Here is a 21,059-nt window from a genome sequence, read left to right on the forward strand (position 1 = left end):
AAGAAATAATAACCCGTTAGGTTAATAACACGTCTTTAATAAAGGGAATGGTGATTTTTCGTTGTTCCCTCATTGAAGCTTTATCGAGCTTATCTAAAGCATTTAATAAGCTGGTCATTTCACGAGATAATCGAGTTAATAAAAAACGCGCAACCTCATCAGTTAATAACAAACCTCTTTGTTGAGCGCGAAATTGCACCGCAAGTAATTTCTCATCATCGGACAAAGGTTTTATTTGCTCGATATACCCCCAAGATAACCGTGACCGTAGGTCAGGTAAGCTTAATTGCAAAGCTTGAACACTTTTATCCCCTGTGATGATTAGTTTTTTATTTTGTTCTAACACGCGGTTATATAAATCAAAAACCGCTTGTTGCCAATCAGCTTCGCCACTTATATATTGAATATCATCAAGACAAATTAAATCGATATGTTCTAAACCGTCTAATACTTCTACTGATAAATGTCGTAACTCAGAAAAAGATAAACAAACCGACGTTAACTGATTTTCTTGCGCTTGTGCACAACAGGCATGCAATAAATGAGATTTCCCTACCCCTTTGATACCAAATAAATAAAAACCACAAATATTTTTTTCTTGCGATTGCTCAGCCTGATTTGCGACAAAATCGTTCAGTAATTTGCAAACCGATTGATTAACCTCACTCTGATAGCTTTTAAAGGTTTCATCATCGGGTAACTGTACAGATAAGGTTAACTGATTATTGTTAATCACATCCGCTCCCAGTAAAAAACAGGCACTTTTTCATCAATAACAGGATTTAGAATATCGATATGCTGTTTTAACGCTTTGTGCAATTTTAACGAAGCTAAAAAAGTGTGTTCAGAGCCGATTAACGTTAAGCTGAACCGTCGAACTTCACCATTTGCTTGAGTTAACCTGACAGCTTGTACTGATGAAAGCTCTTGTAGAAATTGGCTCACTTGTACAAAACGAGCAAGCGAATCAATATTAGCTACCTCTATTTCGTATTGATTATTTTCTCCCGTAGTTAAGGCATATCGTTGATAAATATTATCGGTAATATCACTTAACGCTTGGCTCAATAATTCGCTTCGGTCAAAACCTTGATAACGTTGACTAAATTGTGGGGTTTGATCGACATCATCTGCTGAAAGGTAACTCCAATCTAATCCAATCGGCGTTTGACATAACAGCTCACAACCGTCGGCATTACTGCCAAGCTGCTCATCTGATAATAAACTATTATCTGAAATTCGAACGACAATAATGGCTTCAGCCTGATAACGTTTTGAAGCATGAAAGATAGGCTGAGAAAATCGCCCCCAAACGTCAGAAGTACTAATATTATTGGTGTCGGCTAAATCCCATAAAGGCAATGCAATAGGTAAACCTCGTAGGCTACTAAAGTTGTTAACCGTTTCAATAAGAGGTGATGAATGGCTTTCGCTAATGACGTTTCGTAGTAAACCATTTTCGTCGACTAACCATAACACCACTTGTGGCCTTAAACTTCCCCAAATAGGTAAATTGGCATCAACGAATAATTGATTAATTTTAGCTTCATCAAAACTAGCTTGTAAAAATTGCTGTTTTTCATCACGTTCATAACGATAATGGGTTACAAAACTGTTATAGCGATTAAGTTGCGCTTTAATTGCTTGATGGTTAAGAACACTTTGATGGCCGCCCACTTTAATCAACACCGCACGCAATGTTTGCTTTAAAGCACGATTACGTTCATTTTTCCCTTGAGATTTAACAGCAACTTTTGCTACATATAAATCTTTAACTTCAACAGCATTCGTTGAAATACAAATAGAAAGGGAGATAAAAACTGTTGTAAAAACAAACCAATATCTAATCATTTTTTTCAAAGAGAGGTTTTTCATAAAAAGAATATTATCACAACTTAGCAAATTTTAATCCTTGAAAAAAAATAATTTATTATAAAGATTTTCAGCAAGCTCATGCACTGGTAGAATACGCACTTTTATAATCATGCAAAATAATTTTTTGATTATTTCATCTAATAACGGTAACAAAACGAGGTTCCCCCGTGAGTGAAGAAAAACAGTCTTTAAGCTATAAAGATGCTGGTGTTGATATTGATGCTGGTAATGCCCTAGTTGAGAATATAAAAGGTGCTGTTAAACGTACTACTCGTCCAGAAGTCATGGGTGGAATTGGCGGTTTTGGCGCTATTTGTCAATTACCTACTGGTTATAAAGAGCCTGTGCTCATTTCAGGTACAGACGGGGTTGGCACAAAATTACGTTTAGCCATTGACCTTAAAAAGCATGACACGGTTGGTATTGATCTTGTCGCTATGTGTGTCAACGATCTTTTAGTATTAGGTGCTGAACCTCTATATTTCTTAGATTATTACGCCACAGGTAAGCTTGAAGTTGACGTTGCATCTGATGTTGTTAAAGGCATTGCTGAAGGTTGTGTACAATCAGGTTGTGCTTTAGTTGGTGGTGAAACAGCTGAAATGCCGGGCATGTACCATGCAGGCGATTACGATATTGCGGGTTTTTGTACTGGTGTTGCCGAAAAGTCTGAATTAATCGACGGGTCAAAAGTTGCTGCCGGTGATCAATTAATCGCTTTAGGTTCATCAGGTCCTCATTCAAATGGTTTTTCATTAATTCGTAAAGTATTAGAAGTAAATAATACTGACACCGCTGAAATGTTAGGTGATAGAAGTATCGCGGAACATTTATTAGAGCCAACTAAAATTTATGTTAAATCAACATTAGCTATGCTCAAAGAAGTGAAAGCTCACGCCCTTTCTCATATTACTGGTGGCGGATTTTGGGAAAATATCCCTCGTGTATTACCCGATAATGCTCAAGCAGTTATTGATGGCAATAGCTGGCAATGGCCTGAAATTTTCAACTGGTTACAAGAAAAAGGCAATATAACGACGCATGAAATGTATCGTACCTTTAACTGTGGTGTTGGTATGATCATCGTTGTACCTGCTGAGCAAGTATCAAAAAGCCTTGAGATTTTATCTGCTCACGGTGAAAAAGCCTGGCATATTGGTGCAATTGCCCAATTGCAAGATGGTGCTGAGCAAGTAGTGATTAATTCATAATCAAGGTTCCCCTTAAATGACACGTCGTATTGTTGTTTTAATCTCAGGTAGTGGTTCAAACTTGCAGGCAATTATTGATGCCTGCAAGACAACTGATTATCCAGGAGAAGTTGTTGGCGTTATTTCCAACAAAGCTGAAGTTTTTGGTTTAACACGAGCCGAAAATGCCAATATCCCTCATCAAGTACTTTCACACAAAGAATATGATTCACGAGAAAGTTACGACCAAGCTTTAGTGAGTGCCATTGACGACTATAATCCAGACTTAGTGGTACTTGCTGGTTTTATGCGTATTTTAACGCCTGACTTTGTGCAACATTTTTCTGGAAAATTATTGAACATTCATCCATCTTTGTTGCCTAAGTATCAAGGCCTCAATACACATCAACGTGCTATTGATGCTAATGATAAAGAACACGGTGTTAGTGTTCACTTTGTTACCGAAGAACTCGATGGTGGCCCGGTTATTTTACAAGCTAAAGTACCGATTTTTCCTGAAGATACCGCGGATGATTTAGCTAGTAGAATTCATGTTCAAGAGCATAAAATTTATCCACTTGTCATCAATTGGTTTTGTTCAGGCAGAGTGGTTATGATAGGTGACAAAGCAGTATTGGATGGGGTAAGCTTACCTTCTTCAGGTTATGCAAGTGAATAATAGTTAAGGAATTTTATGCTAAAAGCAGTATGTTATTTTTGTTTATCAACACTCACTTTTACGCTACTTGCTAGCCCTAATGTTAGTGCAAGTGACAATGAACAAAGCAGTGCTAACATAGTCGTTAAGCCTTTTAGCGCAGAATACACTATCCTACATAAATCATCACCGGTTGGCACAGGTGTAAGAGAGTTGAAAAACCTCGACAATGGCTTGATTGAATATAGCTATCACACGGATATTGAATGGTTAATTTTTTCTGACGCTCGAAAAGAAACTTCAACCGTGGTTTTGAAAGACAATCAAGTTATTCCAACGCTTTATCATTATGAACGTTCTGGCACGGGGCGAGATAAAGAGTACCAATGGCGTTACGATACGAAAAATAATAAAGCGTTTGATATGAAAAAAGAACGCGAAAAAACTATTAATTTCCCAATTAACATTCAAGATAAACTCAGTTATCACCTTCAAAATCGCATTAATTTACTGCAGAATCCAGATCAAAAGCACTTTGTTTATCCAGTGATCAGCACCTCTGGCACAATTAAAAATTATGTTTACCAATATGAAGGTGAAGAAGATATTATGTTGCCTTACGGGCTAGTTAAAACCATTAAATTAAAACGAGAAGTCGTCGAAAAAAATCGTATTACTTATGCATGGTTTGCCCCTGAATTAGACTATTTAATGGTAAAACTCTACCAAGCAAAATCAGGCGTAGAGCAGTTTGAAGCACAATTGAACAAACTTTCCATCAATGGACAACCTGTTACAAAATAACCACGCTATTTATTATAACGCTTATATAACAGTGATTTAAGTTGAAGTATTGACGGTTTCTTTTATGTCAGCTTCTGTTTGACCACTTGCAATAGATTCACCTAAACAAAATAACTGCCACTGGCCAGGTAACATTTTTTGCCACGTTTCATCGTCAGTTAAAGGCTGCGTCGCAATAACGGTTACAATGTCATTGGCCGTTGTTTCTTTATGAAAATCTACCACCATTTCAGCATCAATCAAACTTGCTTCACCAAATGGCGCGCGACGCGTGATCCAATGTAATTTAGTTGAACAATACACAAATAAACAATCACCATTTGAAATGTTCAGATTAAATACCCCTAAACGATTAATTTTCTCACTTAAGGTAGCAATGAATTGAAAAAGCACTTCATTGGTTGGTTCATGCTCAGCAAACTTAATATGCAATTGATCTAAAATCCAACAAAATGCATGTTCACTATCGGTTGTGCCAATCGGGATATGAAACTTTATGGGCAGTTCTTCTTTAAAAGATGTTAATTGACCATTATGGGCATAAGTCCAGTTTTTACCCCACATTTGACGGGTAAAAGGATGAGTATTTTCAAGACAAATTCCGCCAGAGTTTGCTTGTCTTATATGACAAATCACCGCTTCACTTTTGATCGGATACTCTGTGACAAGTTGCGCAATGGGAGAACGAGCACTCGGTAAAGGGTCTTTAAAACTTCGACAGCCTTTTCCTTCATAAAAAGTGATCCCCCAACCATCTTTGTGTGGGCCAGTATTACCACCTCGTTGCATCAAACCACTAAAACTAAAACAAATGTCAGTTGGAACATTGGCAGACATGGCTAACAGTTCACACATTTAACAACACCTTTCCTCATTATTATCTAGCTAAATATACGTAAAGATTAAAACAAACAGCCGCTATAAACCATTGAAATATTGCACGTTCGTTGATTGAGGCACTAATTTATGCAATAAAGTTTCGGTAGATGAGTCACCTTTTAATAATTGCTCAAACTGTTTTATCAACACCGATTTATCTGGTGAGGTTTTATCTCCTGCACCAATGTTTGTTAGATCAATCATAAAGCCATCAAACAAGCTTGCGAGATCGTCAATGATATCGATATTTAAAAACTGATCTTGATTATAAATACTTGGATAACCCGCCTTTTGTTTATCGATGGCAAAAGATTCACCTTTTAAGTTAGTGATACTGGTTGATTTATCGCATGACAACATACAACCATTATCGATACGCGGCTTTTCACAACCTACACTTTGCTGAAAAAAGCACTGACGACTCGCCATTAATAAAATAGGATGGTAAATACTATAAAGTAATTTAAATCCTTTAGGTCGAGCAATACTTTTTATTTGCTTATGATTGATCTCATTTGAAATAAATGCACCTCGACAATTAAAGGCTTCCTGCATTGCCAACAAGGCATACGAATTAGTAGTATTTAAGAATGGTCCGGCAATCCAATCAACACCTAACTCACTGGCTCGGTTGGCAATACCCGTGTTATTAGTCACAATTAATGGTGGTTTTACTTGTTCTAAAATATTCAGCGCAACATCAAAGTCTTTACCAATTAATACCGAAGGAAACCAAGGTATTAACCTAGGGTTTTCCTTGAAAAAATCAACATATTTAGTACAGCCACGTTTATAAGCATCAGGTAATTTAAAATAAATATCAGCGTCGGTCTCATTTAATAAATGAATATCTGCGATATCAGAAATTAATATCGATAACTCATTCTGTGCCTTGTTTATTTTTTCGTGATGAACAAGTTTTGGTAGATCAACCTCAGGATGAATAACTTGATTGTTATTTAATACACGTAATAACTCATTTTTAAGTAGGGTCAATTCTTTAAAAGGGATGCTTAATCCTGAATCGAAATTATCAAGATTGATGTCAAATAAATGAAAATGAGCATTATTGATACTTTTAAAACGTTTTTCTATCGCGGCTTGATCAATCGCATTATTGTCCGTTTTCGCTAATATTGATGTTGAACTTATTAAGTGAGTTTTCGTCTCTTGCAAAGTATCTTCTACAATGGCTTTAATCTGCAGTGGTTGACCTTCCGTACCTATGACATGTAATGATAATTGCTGTTTTTCGATACTTAAATATTTAATTTTATCAAAAACACTTGCTTGCATTGCCGATTTTTCATCACTGAGGCTTTTTTCTACCTCATGAATTTGTACTACAGAAATATTTTGGCTGTTATCGGCCGTATATTTGTCAACGGCATGATTTTTAGAATTATCGCGAGGATTATCAATAAACATCGATTGATTTAAATCCCCTCTTAAAAAGGCATTGGAGAAATCACGATTAAATACTTTATATAATCGTTCGCCGTCTTCTAACAACTCGCCAGTGTCGAAGTAACCGTCAATTTGTTTACGAAAGCTATCAACAACCGTATGGACATAACTGGCTCCTTTAATTCTTCCCTCAATTTTAAATGAATGAACACCCGCATCAATTAAAGCCGGTAAATCAAAAAAGGCTGAATTATCTTTGATATTTAAGGGGAAGTTGTTACCCGATGCTGTGGTTTCATATTCTTCCCGACAAGCTTGACTACAACGGCCACGATTTCCTGAATTTCCTACACTTGCCGAAGTAGAATAACAAAGCCCTGAAAAAGCAACGCAAAGTGAACCATGAACAAAAACTTCAGTGAGAACGTCGTTTTCATGGCCAACTTTCGCCATCGCCGTGATCTCTCTTAAATTTAATTCTCGTGACAGATTAACTCTTGAAGCGCCAAGTTTTTGAAGAAACGGAATTTGGCCGATATTATGAGTAGTTAATTGAGTAGAGGCATGAATATCAAGAGTTGGGTAGTGTTTTCTTAGAATATACAGTAAACCAAGATCTTGTACTATCACTCCATCCAATGTGGTATTAACCAGTTTATTCAATAACTTGGTTAATGATTTAAATTCGTGCTCTAAGATAACAATATTTAAGGTAAGAAAAATTTCACATTGATACTGATGAGCTAAACGAATAATGCCAACAAGTTGCTCAAATGAAATATTAGACGCACGATTTCGGGCATTAAACGTATCTAATCCGCAATAAACCGCGTCGGCTCCAGCAATGATTGCCGCTTTAATCGCATCAACATCACCACCGGGAGCTAATAATTCAATTTTATGATCCATTTTTACAACTTTTACTTATTCAATGTATAAAGATGAGATTTTACCTGTATATTTAGCAGATGAATATCGTTAAAGTGGTTTAATCACCAGAAAGACATAAGCCTGCTCGTAAAACTTATATGAATGACATTTCTCAACTGCCGATTTTATACTCTTTAAGACATTGCCCTTTTGCTATGCGAGCCAGACTTGCGTTATTTAAAGCAAAACAAAAGGTCGTTTTACGAGATATAGTGTTAAGTAATAAACCTCAAGAAATGCTCAACGCATCACCTAAAGCCACTGTACCAGTATTAGTGCTTAACAAGGGTACAGTAATTGAAGAAAGTTTAGACATTATGCTATGGGCGTTTCATCAAGCTGATCCTGCTGACTTTTTACATAAAAGCATAACGGATAATCAAGCGACTAAAAATGAAGAAATGATGGCGTTAATTCATACCTTCGATACTCAGTTTAAAACCTGTTTAGAAAATTATAAGTGCGCAAAACGGTATCATGAAACAAATCTCGTTGAATGTAGACAAGCCTGTGAAATTTTTCTTAATCAATTAGAGCAGCGATTAACACAGCATCCATTTTTAATATCAAATCATGAAAGCTTAGCCGATATCGCTTTATTACCTTTTATTAGGCAGTTTGCACGTATTGAACGCCAATGGTATTTACAAGCTCCCTATCCTAACGTTAGAGCTTGGTTAAATATGTATCTGCAAAGTGCCATGTTTACTAAAGTAATGGCGAAACACCCATTATGGGAAAGTAACCAAGCCCCCCTGATTTTTCCACAACTCTAACTTTTCATTTCATTTATGTTCGGACATTTATTCCAATAAAATGCAATATTAACCGACAATTAGCGCTAAACTGCTATATTTATAGTAACAATTAAACACAAGCTACATTCGCAAGTAATTAACGTGGTAATGAATGCGACGAATAAGACAAAAATACTCGTTTATAAAGTTATGAATAAATGATTGAAATTAACGTAAAAGCAAATTAAGCTATTCAAACCTAGTGGTCTGACCTCTATCAAATGTAAGGAATTTTTGTGGAACTATTTACTTGGCTATTATGCGCAATCGCACTTATTGTCTTTATGACTTATAACCGTTCGTCATTAACAACGTTCAGCGTTTCTTTCGCTGCGTTAATGGTTGTCGGTTCTTTTTTTAATGTAATTTCATTTTGGGGATGGTTAATTTTCGCCATTGTTATTCTGCCTTTTAATATTGCAGACGTTCGTAAAAAATACCTCAGCCAACCGTTATTGACCGCTTTTCAAAAAATAATGCCTGAAATGTCGGACACTGAAAAAGAAGCTATTGATGCGGGTACAACTTGGTTTGAAGCCGAATTATTTAGAGGAAGCCCTGACTGGCAAAAGCTTCATCAATATCCAAAGCCTCGTTTAAGTGCAGAAGAACAAGCTTTTTTAGATGGTCCAGTTGAACACGTTTGTAAAATGATAGATGACTGGGAGACCACGCACGACAGAGCCGATTTATCACCTGAAGTATGGCAGTACTTAAAAGATAACAAGTTCTTTGCCATGATCATTAAAAAGCAGTATGGCGGTTTAGAGTTTTGTGCTTATGCTCAATCGAGAGTGCTGCAAAAATTATCAGGTGCGAGTACTGTATTAGCTAGTACTGTTGGTGTTCCTAACTCATTAGGTCCAGGTGAACTATTACAACACTATGGTACAACTGAACAGCAAGATTACTATCTACCTCGTTTAGCCAAAGGCGAAGAAGTGCCCTGTTTTGCACTAACGAGCCCTGAAGCTGGTTCAGATGCCGGTGCAATTCCTGATTTTGGGATCGTTTGCAAAGGTGAATTTGACGGTAAAGAAACCTTAGGTATGAAATTAACCTGGAACAAGCGCTATATTACCTTAGCGCCTGTTGCCACTGTATTAGGATTAGCCTTTAAATTACGTGATCCTGACGGCTTACTGGGTGACAAAGAAGAATTAGGTATTACCTGTGCATTAATTCCTACTGACATTGATGGAGTTATTACAGGCCGACGTCATTTCCCAATGAATGTTCCTTTTCAAAATGGTCCAACTCAAGGTAATGAAGTATTTGTTCCGCTTGACTTTATTATTGGTGGGCCAGAAATGGCAGGCCAAGGTTGGCGTATGCTGGTTGAATGTTTATCTGTTGGCCGCGCTATTACATTACCATCAAACAGTGCGGGTGGAATAAAATCTGTCGCTTTAGCTACGGGTGCTTATAGCCGTATTAGACGACAATTTAAATTACCTATTGGCAAAATGGAGGGTGTTGAAGAAGCACTAGCCCGTATCGGCGGCAATGCTTATTTAATGGATGCCGTAACAACCCTTTCAACAGGCGCCATTGATTTAGGAGAAAAACCTTCTGTAGTATCTGCTATATCAAAATATCATTTAACCGAAAAAATGCGTAGTTGTATTACCGATGCTATGGATATTCATGGCGGTAAAGGTATTTGTATGGGTGAAAGCAATTATTTAGCACGTGGGTACCAAGGTGCGCCTGTTGCTATTACCGTTGAAGGCGCGAATATTTTAACTCGAAGTATGATCATTTATGGTCAAGGCGCTATTCGCTGTCATCCTTATGTGCTCGCAGAACTTGAATCTGCCGCTAACCCTAATGAATCACAAGCACTTGTTGATTTTGATCACGCATTATTTGGCCATATTGGTTTTGCCATCAGTAATATCGTTCGCAGCAAATGGATGTCATTTACCGGTGCTCGTTTTATCAAAACACCTTTTAATGATGAAACTCGTCGTTATTATCAATTAATGACAAGATTTAGTTCAAATTTAGCCATGCTTTCAGATATTGCCATGCTAACGCTTGGTGGCGACTTAAAACGCCGAGAAAGAATATCAGCACGTTTAGGCGATATTTTAAGTTACCTCTATTTAGCCAGTGCCAGTTTAAAACGTTTTAACGATGAAGGCCGTCAAGCAGATGACCTACCATTGGTGCAATGGGCCGTTGAAGACTCATTGTATCGCACACAAAAGGCGATAGATGAACTTATTAGCAATTTCCCTAATACATTGGTCGCTTTAGCACTTCGTGCGATGATCTTCCCATTAGGTACATGGTTAAAGAAACCATCAGATATCATCGATCATAAAGTTGCTAGAATTTTACAAACACCTTGTGAAGCAAGAACACGTTTAGGACAAGGGCAATATTTAACGGATGATGGCGAGAATACTCTAGGGAAACTAGAAACAGCCTTGTTGAATATCATTGCCTGTGAGCCAATTTTCGACCGTGTTTGCAAAGCCATTGATAAAAAATTACCTTTTTATCAGCTTGATAAAGTAGCCGAGCAAGGATTAGCAGCCAAGGTGATTACTGAACAAGAAGCTCAACTATTAACGGAAGCAGAACAACAACGTTTAGCGGTAATAAATGTTGATGACTTTGATAACGATGAGTTGATTTCAGCAAAGTTTGCTCAACAACAATAGTTAGCCATCAAATAAAATTGTGTAAAATTTAAATAGAGTGGAATTAAAAACTTCACTCTATTTTTACAAATGACTTAACAATAAAAGGTAGTTTTAAGCTTTTCAGCGTACATGTGTAACGAATAAAGCATTACCAAAATATTAAAATACCACGTAAAATATCCAAAAAATAATTTCTTAACTCTCTTTTTTCTTATGTTTTCAGGCTTACCAGCTTTTATATCAATGCCCCTTTCCTTTCTATTATTTTGCTTAAATTTAGCATTTGCCGGCACATTTTTGCTATTAGGCGGACTAATAAAGTTATTGTTGCCATTTAAATTAATACATCAAGCCGTTTATAAACCCATGCATTTTATTTACCGATTCTGGGCCCTTAATAATTTTATTATTATGAGTCTTTTTAATAAAATTAAATGGACAATTACAGGTAATGAAAATTTAAGTAAAGATGCCTGGTATTTATTAATAGCCAATCACCAAAGTTGGTTAGATATCTTTGTTTTATCCAACTTTGCTAGAACTCATATACCTGAGCCAAAATACTTTCTAAAAGATTCCCTTAAAAAAGTGCCATTTATCGGTATGGGTTGTTGGGCATTAGATATGCCCTTTATGAAACGATACAGTAAATCCTATTTAAAAAAGCACCCTCATTTAATAGGCACTGATATCGAAACGACAAAACGGTCTTGTCTTAAATTTAAAAACACCCCAACCACTATTATAAATTTTGTTGAAGGCACAAGATTTACTCCACAAAAACATCAAGCTCAGCAAAATAGTTTTAAGCACCTACTTTCTCCAAAGGCAGGTGGCATAGCTTTTACTTTGGCAACGATGGGGGAACAATTTGACAAAATTCTTAATATCACGCTGGTCTACCCGCACAATAAAGGTCATATCATGAAAGAAATGCTCAAAGGGCAGCTAAAAGAAGTGATTATTGACATTGAACAAATAGATAACGTTGACAAGCTACTCGGTAATTATCAAGAAGACATACAATATAAAAAAGCCTTTCATCAATGGCTAACTCAACTTTGGGTTAAAAATGATAAAAAAATAACCCATTATTTATCAAAGTAAGCGCTTTCTCTTCATTGAAAACATTGAATAAATCTTAAAAATACGTTAATTTAATGTTAATCAAATTTAAATTTTAAGTAGTATTTAATATGACTGTGCTAAAAGATAAAGCTTTAGTAAAGCGTCGTTCAAAAGGTGAGCTAACTCGCAATCAAATTCTTAACGCAGCGATTGAAGTTTTAGCCACTCAGGGTATTAAAGGTACCACTCATAGAGCTATTGCAACACAAGCACAACTGCAACTGTCGCTAACCACTTATTATTTTAAAGATATTAAAGAGCTTGTTCATGAAGCTTTTGTATTAAGTTCCACACAAACGGTATCTAGAGCTGGAGCGGCTTGGTTACCCGCTTTTAACTTATTAGATTCATATACAAAAACTCAATTAAAAAAAGTCGCTTTGCGAACAGAGTTAGCTGAAAAACTCAGTGAAATGGCCACGAGCTATTTATATACGAAAATTAAAGATCACCCGACTGAATTAGCCATTGAACAGTTACTTTTCACTGAGATACAAATCACTCCTAAGTTACGTGAACTAGCGCAAATTCATAAACAAGCACTTATTACCCCGTTCATACAACTTTGTTCATATTTTAACGATGAATATGCTGAGTTAGATGCTGATATAATGCTGACTATTTTTACTCAATTAGAATATCGCAACTTAGTTTTACCGGTTGATGAAATAGACGTTAACAATATTCACCAAACAGTAGAACGGATAATAAACTGGATTATGCAACTAAAACGTTAAATCAATTTTGTACATAAGTTCTAAAATAGTGTAGATTTAGTCATCCGACCACCATCAACTGAATTTTGGAGACTTTATGAACTTTGAATCACAAATCAACCTGCATAAAGCCTATTTTAAAAGTCATATAACCCATGATTTATCTTGGCGAAAAAAGCAATTACTGCAAATAAAAAAATTGGTCATTGAAAATGAACAGTTATGTTTAGATGCATTAAAGTCAGATCTAGGTAAACCAACTCTTGAAGCATGGATCACTGAGGTTTCGTATGTAGCTGGTGATGTTGATCACATGGTTAAACACCTGGATAAATGGGCAAAGAAGCGTAGAGTTTCAACGCCTATAGTTGCTCAACCAGGCCGTTCTTATATTCAACCAGAGCCCCAGGGTACAGTACTCATTATGGGCGCTTGGAACTACCCCTTGCAATTAGTGTTAGCTCCCCTTGTTGCTGTTATTGCAGCAGGTAATTGTGCCATCATTAAACCGTCAGAATTATCACCAGCGACTTCGGCATTATTAGCTAAACTTATTCCGCAATATTTAGATAACGAAGCCGTGTCGGTGATAGAAGGTGGCGTTGAAGAAACCACTGAATTATTAACCTATCCTTTTGATCACATTATGTATACCGGCAATGGCCAAGTGGGTCGTATTGTTATGACTGCTGCCGCTAAGCATTTAACCCCTGTGACTTTAGAATTAGGTGGAAAAAGTCCAGTTTACATCGATAAAAGTGCTGATTTAACCATTACCGCACAAAGACTCGCTTGGGGAAAATGGATGAACGCAGGGCAAACTTGTATTGCCCCAGATTATATTTTAACGAGCACAGATGTTGCTGAAAAACTTATCATTGCGCTGAAAAAACAAATTAAATCAATGTTTGGCGATGATATAAAAAATAATCCTCACTATGGACGTATTGTGAACCAACGTCACACTGAGCGAATAGCCTCTTATATGGATAGTGGTGAAATTGTTCACGGTGGTGAAGTTGATGTAACGACAAATTATATTGAACCGACGATAATCCTTAATCCCGCACTTGATAGCGCGATTATGACTGATGAAATCTTTGGTGCATTATTACCAATCATCACCATTGATGATTTTGAAGCAGCAAAAGCCTTTGTTAAATCAAGAGAAAAGCCACTGTCATCTTATATTTTTAGTAAAGATAATCAACAAACTCAAAGTTGGATTAATGAAATCAGCTCGGGTAGTCAATGTATTAATGATGTAATTATGTTTAATGCTGTTCCTGACTTACCTTTTGGTGGTGTTGGCCCAAGTGGTATGGGGCAATATAGCGGAAAAGCAGGCTTTGATAATTTTAGTCATTTAAAGTCCGTATTATACCGCCCTTTCTTTAAAGACTTACCCGTTAGGTTCGCACCTTATACCAAGCTAAAATTTAAATTACTGCGTTTGATCAGACATTTATAATTAATCACTAACGGTAAAAACAAAAAAAGCTGCAGTTGCAGCTTTTTTTATCGGTCTATATATTTTTAACTACTTATTCATATTATAAAAAAGACAATAAATCTTCATCCAATTGCATCAAGCTTTTTGGATCCGCCATCATAGTTGCGGCATGTGATTTTATACGAGGTAAGATACGTTCAAAATAAAACTCAGCCGTTTTAATTTTTGCTCGATAAAAATCTCGATTTTCAACTTCGCCTGCTAATTTTTCGTAGGCAGTTTGCGCCATTTGTGCCCAAAAATATGCCATAGTGATGTAGCCTGAATACATTAAATAATCTACAGACGCTGAGCCAACTATATCTCGGTCTTTTTTCGCTTTTATCGCTAAACGAACCGAGTATTGTTGCCAATTGGCGACCGCTTTACTTAATGGCCAAATAAATTTATTCATTTGGCGTTTATGCGGGTTACTAGAGATCATACTTTTCTCGCGGCAATAACTTAATATTTCCATAGTAAAGCTTTTCAGCGACTTGCCTCGGCTCAATAAGATCTTACGCCCTAATAAATCAAGCGCTTGAATACCTGTAGTGCCTTCATACAAAGTAGAAATTCGGCAATCACGAACAATTTGCTCCATGCCCCACTCTTTAATATACCCGTGGCCACCAAACACTTGTACACCTAAATTAGCACTCTCAGAGCCCACTTCAGTTAAAAATGCTTTTAAAATTGGCGTGATAAAGCCTAAACGATAATCTGCACGTTTACGTTCTTTTTCATCTTTAGAGGTCTCAATCGTATCAACAAGTTTTGATACATAATAAATCATCGCACGTCCACCTTCAGCAAACGCTTTTTGTGTCAATAACATACGACGAACATCAGGATGTACAATAATAGGGTCAGCAACTTTTTCAGGTTGTTTTGCACCTGATAGGGAACGCATAGAAAGACGCTCTTTCGCGTATAACAAGGCGTTTTGATAAGACAGTTCAGCAGCACAGACACCTTGTAAAGCTGTCCCTACACGAGCAGTATTCATAAAGGTAAACATACACTCTAAGCCTTTATTTTCAGGACCAATGAGTACACCTTTCGCATTATCAAAGTTTAATACGGCTGTTGCAGAGCCTTTAATCCCCATTTTATCTTCGAGTGAACCACAAGTAACATGGTTACCGCCAATAATGCTTCCATCTTGCTCAACATCCATTTTAGGGACGATAAATAATGAAATACCTCGAGTCCCTTTTGGTGCATCAGGTAAGCGGGCTAAGACGATATGAATAATATTTTCAGCCAGATCATGCTCACCTGCTGAAATAAATATTTTTGTACCGCTGATGGCATATGTACCATCGCCATTTGGTACTGCTTTGGTTTTCACTTGACCTAAATCGGTACCACATTGTGGCTCAGTTAAACACATAGTACCTGTCCATGTGCCTTCAGTCAGTTTGGTTAAATAAAGCTGTTTTTGATCTTCGGTACCATGAACATCAATGGTATTCATCGCACCATGACTCAATCCTGGGTACATTGACCAAGACCAGTTTGCAGTTCCCATCATTTCAGACTTAACCATACCTAGCGAAGGAGGTAAGCCCTGGCCGCCATATTCAATGCCATGTGACAATGACTGCCAACCACCATCAACATATTGTTGATAAGCTTCTTTGAAACCTTTAGGCGTAGTGACTTTACCATTATCGAATGTACAACCTTCTTTGTCAGCACTTTGATTCATCGGTAATAATTCATTTTCTGAGAATTTTGCACATTCTTGGAAAATTGCATCAACTAAATCAGGTGTCGCTTCTTCAAATTCAGGAAATTTTTCGTAATGTTTGTAATAACCAAATACATCTTCAAAAAGAAACTTTATATCTGCAATAGGTGCTTTATATGTCAACATGAATAAACTCCAAATAGGTCCGACCTGTATAATGACTTTATACTATTGGACATTTCGTATAAAAGCAACTGGTCAAACCACTTATTTTTCTGTTATTAAACACGACGCCATAACGCTCTTGAAATCATGCGCACTTTGGTCGGTAATTTCATCCGTTTTAAATTGGTGGCAATAATACCTTGGGTAAAGCGTGTTTTTTTTGAATAATCAATATTTACATCTAACACTACCGGTACTTTATTTTTAGCATAGTTAAGGGCTTGTGCAATTTTTTCATCGATATCATCATTAGAATCAATACGCAGATACTGACAACCACTTGCCTGTGCAATCGCTTCAAATTTAACATTAGGTAACACGGTACAGGTTTTTTTATTGTAAGGTGTTTGTTGGGCTTGAGAAATTTGCGCTAATTCGCCGTCATTAAAAATCGTAAAAATAGCGCCAATATTTAAATGTGCAGCTGTAAATAATTCCGTTTGGCTCATCAAAAAGGCGCCATCACCAATGATCCCCACGACTTGATTATCCTGGTTTGCGAGCTTAGCACCTATCACAGCAGGAATAGCATAGCCCATACAATTAAAATCAGTTGGACTAAAAAAATGTTTCGCTTGATAGCACGGCATCAATTCTGCGGTTAAAAAAGTATGATTGCCATCATCAGCGATAACATAAGCATCATCATCAAGTTGTTGACGGAGTTGTTGGAAGAATAGCGCTGGATTTACCCGTTGCTGACTATCGTGTTGCAACCATTCATCCAGATAAGACTGCTTATCTTGTTTAATTGCCGAGGTAATACTTTCTATTGGCTTTTCAATGATATTTTCTTGCTTTAATTTTTCCACTAAACACGCTAATACTAAGGAGGCATCTCCTTCAATCGCCACTTTAGCAGGATAATTTGCGTTAAATACTTGCTTATTGATATCAATATGAATCAAATTCTCAGGTACATCAACACCAAAACTACCGGTAGCTATTTCTGCAAATCGGGTTCCTATTGCCAGCAAACAATCACAGTTTTTAAAAGCATTCGTAGCTGCTGGAACTGCAGCAGGACCAAAGCCCATTCCTGTATGTAAAGGATGTTTGGCTGAAAATGCACTGAGACCTTGCAAAGTAGTGGCCACTGGTGCGCACAGAAGATCAGCAATAGTTTCCGTATGAGCTATCGCCTCAACCCCTCCCCAGCCGACAAATATTGCAGGATTTTTTGCTTTAGCTAAAAGCTTGGCAGCTTCTACTAACGCTATATCGATATTGTTATTTTTTACCGGCAGCGAAGGAGTAAAGGTTAATAACTCGTCCACCTCACCTTTGTCTAATTGAAGGTTCACTGGAATTTCAACAAATACTGGCCCAGGCTCACCTTCATTCGCCACTTTATAAGCATCAAAAATAGTGGCAACAACCGCTTGATGGTTTTCAACTTTGTAGGTTTTCTTTGTGATCGGCTCCAACATTTTATGCTGATCCATGTCATGCAGTTGATATTGAAATTGAGAATCTGATCTCACCCCGCCACAAATCACTAACATAGGAATGCCATCTAAAAAAGCTTCGCCAATACCACTAGCTGCATGTGTTGCCCCTGCCGCTGGAACAATCACTAAAGTACCGATACTTTCGCTACTGCGACTAACAGCATCTGCCATAAAAGCGCCATAGCCTTCATGCGTGACTAATATCGGTTCAATTTGACTCGACTTAGCCAGTTCATCATAAATCTCGGTATTATGAACTCCGGGGATCCCGAAGGTAAATTTTACGTTCAATTGCTCTAAAGCATATTTGACTAACCACGCGGCTGTTTTTTTCATCTCTGATTCTCATCTTTATTATTTATAATTGCTTGTGCGGCATTTTTTGCCGTTAAAATACATCCGGATAAAAATGTTCCTTCTAAAGAACGCTTTCCACATGCCCCGCCACCACCAAAACCTGCCGCTTCTCCAACACAATATAAGTTTGGCATAACGTCCCCATTTTCTTTAAGTACTTGGCTTTTTAAGTTGGTTTGTATTCCCCCTAAGCTTTTTCGACTAATCAAATGCAAGCGAATTGCAATCAATTTTTGTTTTTTACTGCTTTTAACAATAGGCTTGGGTTGACAAGTTCTTAATTTATCAGGCCTCCATTGACGCGCATGATTAATACGCCTGATCTGTTCATCATTTTGTAAGTTTGACGGCTTGTGCAATTCATCGTCATAACGGTCAATTTCATCTTGGATAACTGCTAACTTGATATATTTTTCATCGGTGAGTGCGTTCATTTTGTCGGTTAATTCAACCAAGGTGTCAGCACAGATAAAATCTTCACTTTCATCACTTAACTGCCTGATCAAACGCTTATTACCGAATAATATTTCTTTCAAAAAACTCAATAGTTTCTTATTTTTTATCGAGGGATTATGAAGTGAACCAGACACAGCAAGTTCTTTTTTGGCAATGGTTTCGTTGAGAATTTGCCAAGTCCATGGCTTTTCTTGTTTAACTACTTGCTGGCATAAATAGTGAGTATCAAAACCTGTCACTAATGGCATAGGCCCAATACGCTCACCAAGATGATTTAACCAAACAGCAGATTTACAAGGAATTAAACTTAGCCCATGATTTTCAAACTCAGCTTGTGGATGATGAATTCCCGCCGCATAGTTCCACATTTTATCGGCATGAGTGATGTTGCCACCAATGTCACTAATGTGTTCATGAAGTTTTCCATCTGATAAAGGGTTGGCACCATTTAATACTTTTTTACTAACAGTATTGTCTTGATACGGCCAATGTTCTTTCACTTTTTCTAAACTGCCATTAATTCCACCGCAGGCAATAATGGTGTTCTTTGCGCTAATTTTAAATTTTACATCATTTAACTCATCACTCACTTGTACGCCAATACACTGTTGATTTTCAAGCAAAGTAGCTAATACTTTATGTTGATGAAAAATCGTTAATGCGCCACTCTTTAAAAAAGGAGTTAATAACCTGATAATAGTCTCAATTAGCTGCCAACCTGTGCCCCATAAAACATGATAACGTGGCAAAGAATTACCTGGTTGATATAACCCTCGTTCCACCCAATTAACGGCAGGTAAAAAACCTAAGCCTATTTTTATTAACCATTGATAGACTTTTTCATGATTGTGCTCGGCATATTCTTTCGCCCAAGCTTTAGGCCAAATATCTTGCTCTGTAAACTCTGCAAAACTATGCCAATCTTTTAACAATGTTTTCGCAGAGTCAGGAATTTTCATCTTTTTTTGTTGCGCTGTCTCTGTTAACGCCATACCACCAAAAGCCCAACGAGCTAAACCACCTAAATTTTCTGGGGTATCTCGATCAATAAGCATCACTTTTTGACCTACTTGCAGCAATTCAAGCGCACTGACAAGGCCGGCTATACCACCGCCAGCAATCACAGTATCACATGGTAAAAGTTTTTCTTGTTCCATCAACTAACCACCTGTTAGCATAAAATTATCTTAATATTCTTTTAATTAACTGAATTTGACTATAGTAAAAATTACCTAATGAATGAAACTTTGATGAAAAATACTGACGTTGATAAGTTTATTAGCCAACTTTATCGTGGAGCGCTCAATGTATCTTTAGCAGATTTTCCAACCTGGGCATTAGATCTCCTTAGGCAAGTGATACCTTTTGATGGCGCGATTTGGGGGACAGGTCATACATCAACTAAAACATTTCATACCCAGATAACTCTAGATGTCTCTGATGATATATTTACTAACCTCTTAACATATCTACCTATAAACCCTATTTTCGCCCAAATAACTGAACGTTTAGGTACAGCAATTAATATGAGTGATGTCATAGATGATGATAATTTTTATCAATCAGAGCTTTATCATAAATGTTTTAAACCCTGTGATATTGAAAGAATTTTAAGTTCAATAAATGTTGATGAACGTAGTGGTATTTTTACCTTGCTCACACTATACCGCTATGATCGAGCACATTTATTTACTAAAGCGGAACAGAGCTTACAAAGCCGATTGCTTTATCACTTAATGAGTTGCTTCGCTTATCGTCAATTATCAGAAATTTCAATAGATACAAAATCAGTTAAAGCTGCAGAAAGTAACCAAATCAATGCTTTATGTGACGCCAAAGGAATTTACCATTGTGTTACACCACAATTTTTTGCCGTGCTTGATGAACATATGCCACAAGCCTCTCATCAAACGTTTCCGCCTGATTTATTAAAAAATAATGATGAACTGATCAAAGGTAACTTACATTTTTCAGTAAAAGCTGTCGGGGAATTATTTAAAATTTCAATAAGGATCATCGATCAATTAGACATATTAACTACGCGGGAGAAAGAAGTTATTGAAGGGGTTTGTCAGGGACAAACCTTTAAACAAATCGCAAAAACGCTAACGCTTTCACCTTCAACAGTGTCAAATCATTTATATCGAATTTATATCAAATTAGGAATAAATACCCGCAGTGAACTAATTGAATTGGTACAAAAGAAAAGAGAGTAAAATGATATTGGGTTTTAATATAGTATAGGGATTGTTCAGGATTTTAAACAAAAGTGGCGGAGTGGACGGGACTCGAACCCGCGACCCCCGGCGTGACAGGCCGGTATTCTAACCAACTGAACTACCAC

At 37.0% G+C, this 21,059-nt stretch carries 16 protein-coding genes; 9 read left to right on the forward strand and 7 right to left on the reverse strand.

From position 1 onward, the window contains the following. Positions 1-16: 16 nt before the first annotated feature. Together hda and Q4493_RS10390 are read right to left on the reverse strand one after the other, a co-directional pair. Positions 17-736 (reverse strand): DnaA regulatory inactivator Hda, encoded by a 720-nt coding sequence (hda, locus tag Q4493_RS10385; protein WP_303452286.1) that lies wholly within the window; start codon positions 734-736, stop codon positions 17-19. After that, positions 733-1,875: a DUF2066 domain-containing protein gene (locus tag Q4493_RS10390; protein ID WP_303452287.1), complete on the reverse strand. Its 1,143-nt coding sequence runs from the start codon at positions 1,873-1,875 to the stop codon at positions 733-735. The genes hda and Q4493_RS10390 overlap by 4 nt, the downstream gene beginning before the upstream one ends. Before the next feature lie 167 nt (positions 1,876-2,042). Here Q4493_RS10390 and purM point away from each other — a divergent pair, with 167 nt between their 5' ends. The 3 genes from purM to Q4493_RS10405 are packed head-to-tail and all read left to right on the forward strand — an operon-like array spanning position 2,043 to position 4,527. Further along, positions 2,043-3,086, forward strand: coding sequence for a phosphoribosylformylglycinamidine cyclo-ligase (purM, locus tag Q4493_RS10395; RefSeq protein ID WP_303452288.1), 1,044 nt, complete (start codon positions 2,043-2,045; stop codon positions 3,084-3,086). A 16-nt stretch (positions 3,087-3,102) separates the two neighbouring features. Continuing rightward, entirely contained in the window at positions 3,103-3,744 is a 642-nt protein-coding gene (purN, locus tag Q4493_RS10400) for a phosphoribosylglycinamide formyltransferase (RefSeq protein ID WP_303452289.1), read from the forward strand. Between the two features lie 15 nt (positions 3,745-3,759). Continuing rightward, positions 3,760-4,527 carry a DUF3108 domain-containing protein gene (locus Q4493_RS10405; protein WP_303452290.1) on the forward strand — a complete coding sequence of 256 codons (768 nt, stop codon included), beginning with the start codon at positions 3,760-3,762 and terminating at the stop codon, positions 4,525-4,527. Positions 4,528-4,563: 36 nt separating this feature from the next. Here Q4493_RS10405 and Q4493_RS10410 read toward each other — a convergent pair whose 3' ends face one another. Both Q4493_RS10410 and Q4493_RS10415 read right to left on the reverse strand, forming a co-directional pair. Continuing rightward, a complete protein-coding gene (locus Q4493_RS10410) occupies positions 4,564-5,382 on the reverse strand; it encodes a class II glutamine amidotransferase (protein ID WP_303452291.1) in 819 nt (272 codons plus the stop codon). A gap of 63 nt (positions 5,383-5,445) precedes the next feature. Continuing rightward, entirely contained in the window at positions 5,446-7,722 is a 2,277-nt protein-coding gene (locus Q4493_RS10415) for a peptidase U32 family protein (protein ID WP_303452292.1), read from the reverse strand. A 119-nt stretch (positions 7,723-7,841) separates the two neighbouring features. Between Q4493_RS10415 and Q4493_RS10420 the strand changes: the two genes are divergently transcribed. From Q4493_RS10420 to Q4493_RS10440, 5 genes are all read left to right on the forward strand, one after another. After that, positions 7,842-8,519, forward strand: coding sequence for a glutathione S-transferase (locus Q4493_RS10420; protein ID WP_303452293.1), 678 nt, complete (start codon positions 7,842-7,844; stop codon positions 8,517-8,519). A 257-nt stretch (positions 8,520-8,776) separates the two neighbouring features. Further along, entirely contained in the window at positions 8,777-11,212 is a 2,436-nt protein-coding gene (gene fadE / locus Q4493_RS10425) for an acyl-CoA dehydrogenase FadE (RefSeq protein ID WP_303452294.1), read from the forward strand. A 195-nt stretch (positions 11,213-11,407) separates the two neighbouring features. Then, positions 11,408-12,301, forward strand: coding sequence for an acyltransferase (locus tag Q4493_RS10430; protein WP_303452295.1), 894 nt, complete (start codon positions 11,408-11,410; stop codon positions 12,299-12,301). Between the two features lie 89 nt (positions 12,302-12,390). Further along, complete coding sequence (locus Q4493_RS10435; RefSeq protein ID WP_303452296.1) at positions 12,391-13,059, forward strand: TetR/AcrR family transcriptional regulator; 669 nt, start codon at positions 12,391-12,393, stop codon at positions 13,057-13,059. A 76-nt stretch (positions 13,060-13,135) separates the two neighbouring features. Continuing rightward, positions 13,136-14,509 carry an aldehyde dehydrogenase family protein gene (locus Q4493_RS10440; RefSeq protein WP_303452297.1) on the forward strand — a complete coding sequence of 458 codons (1,374 nt, stop codon included), beginning with the start codon at positions 13,136-13,138 and terminating at the stop codon, positions 14,507-14,509. Between the two features lie 82 nt (positions 14,510-14,591). On the opposite strand, the gene Q4493_RS10445 is transcribed toward Q4493_RS10440, so the two are convergent. From Q4493_RS10445 to Q4493_RS10455, 3 genes are all read right to left on the reverse strand, one after another. Then, a complete protein-coding gene (locus tag Q4493_RS10445; RefSeq protein ID WP_303452298.1) occupies positions 14,592-16,412 on the reverse strand; it encodes an acyl-CoA dehydrogenase C-terminal domain-containing protein in 1,821 nt (606 codons plus the stop codon). Positions 16,413-16,507: 95 nt separating this feature from the next. Further along, positions 16,508-18,238: a thiamine pyrophosphate-binding protein gene (locus Q4493_RS10450; RefSeq protein ID WP_303452299.1), complete on the reverse strand. Its 1,731-nt coding sequence runs from the start codon at positions 18,236-18,238 to the stop codon at positions 16,508-16,510. Then, the gene (locus Q4493_RS10455; protein WP_303452301.1) at positions 18,235-19,872 is read right to left on the reverse strand and encodes an FAD-binding protein; all 1,638 of its coding nucleotides are present in this window, start codon (positions 19,870-19,872) and stop codon (positions 18,235-18,237) included. Before Q4493_RS10455 ends, Q4493_RS10450 begins: the two co-directional genes overlap by 4 nt. Positions 19,873-19,965: 93 nt before the next feature. On the opposite strand from Q4493_RS10455, the gene Q4493_RS10460 reads away from it, so the two are divergent. Continuing rightward, the gene (locus Q4493_RS10460) at positions 19,966-20,931 is read left to right on the forward strand and encodes a response regulator transcription factor (protein WP_303452303.1); all 966 of its coding nucleotides are present in this window, start codon (positions 19,966-19,968) and stop codon (positions 20,929-20,931) included. Positions 20,932-21,059 lie beyond the last annotated feature (128 nt).

The sequence above is a fragment of the Colwellia sp. 1_MG-2023 genome (assembly GCF_030546755.1).
Classification (GTDB): domain Bacteria; phylum Pseudomonadota; class Gammaproteobacteria; order Enterobacterales; family Alteromonadaceae; genus Thalassotalea_H.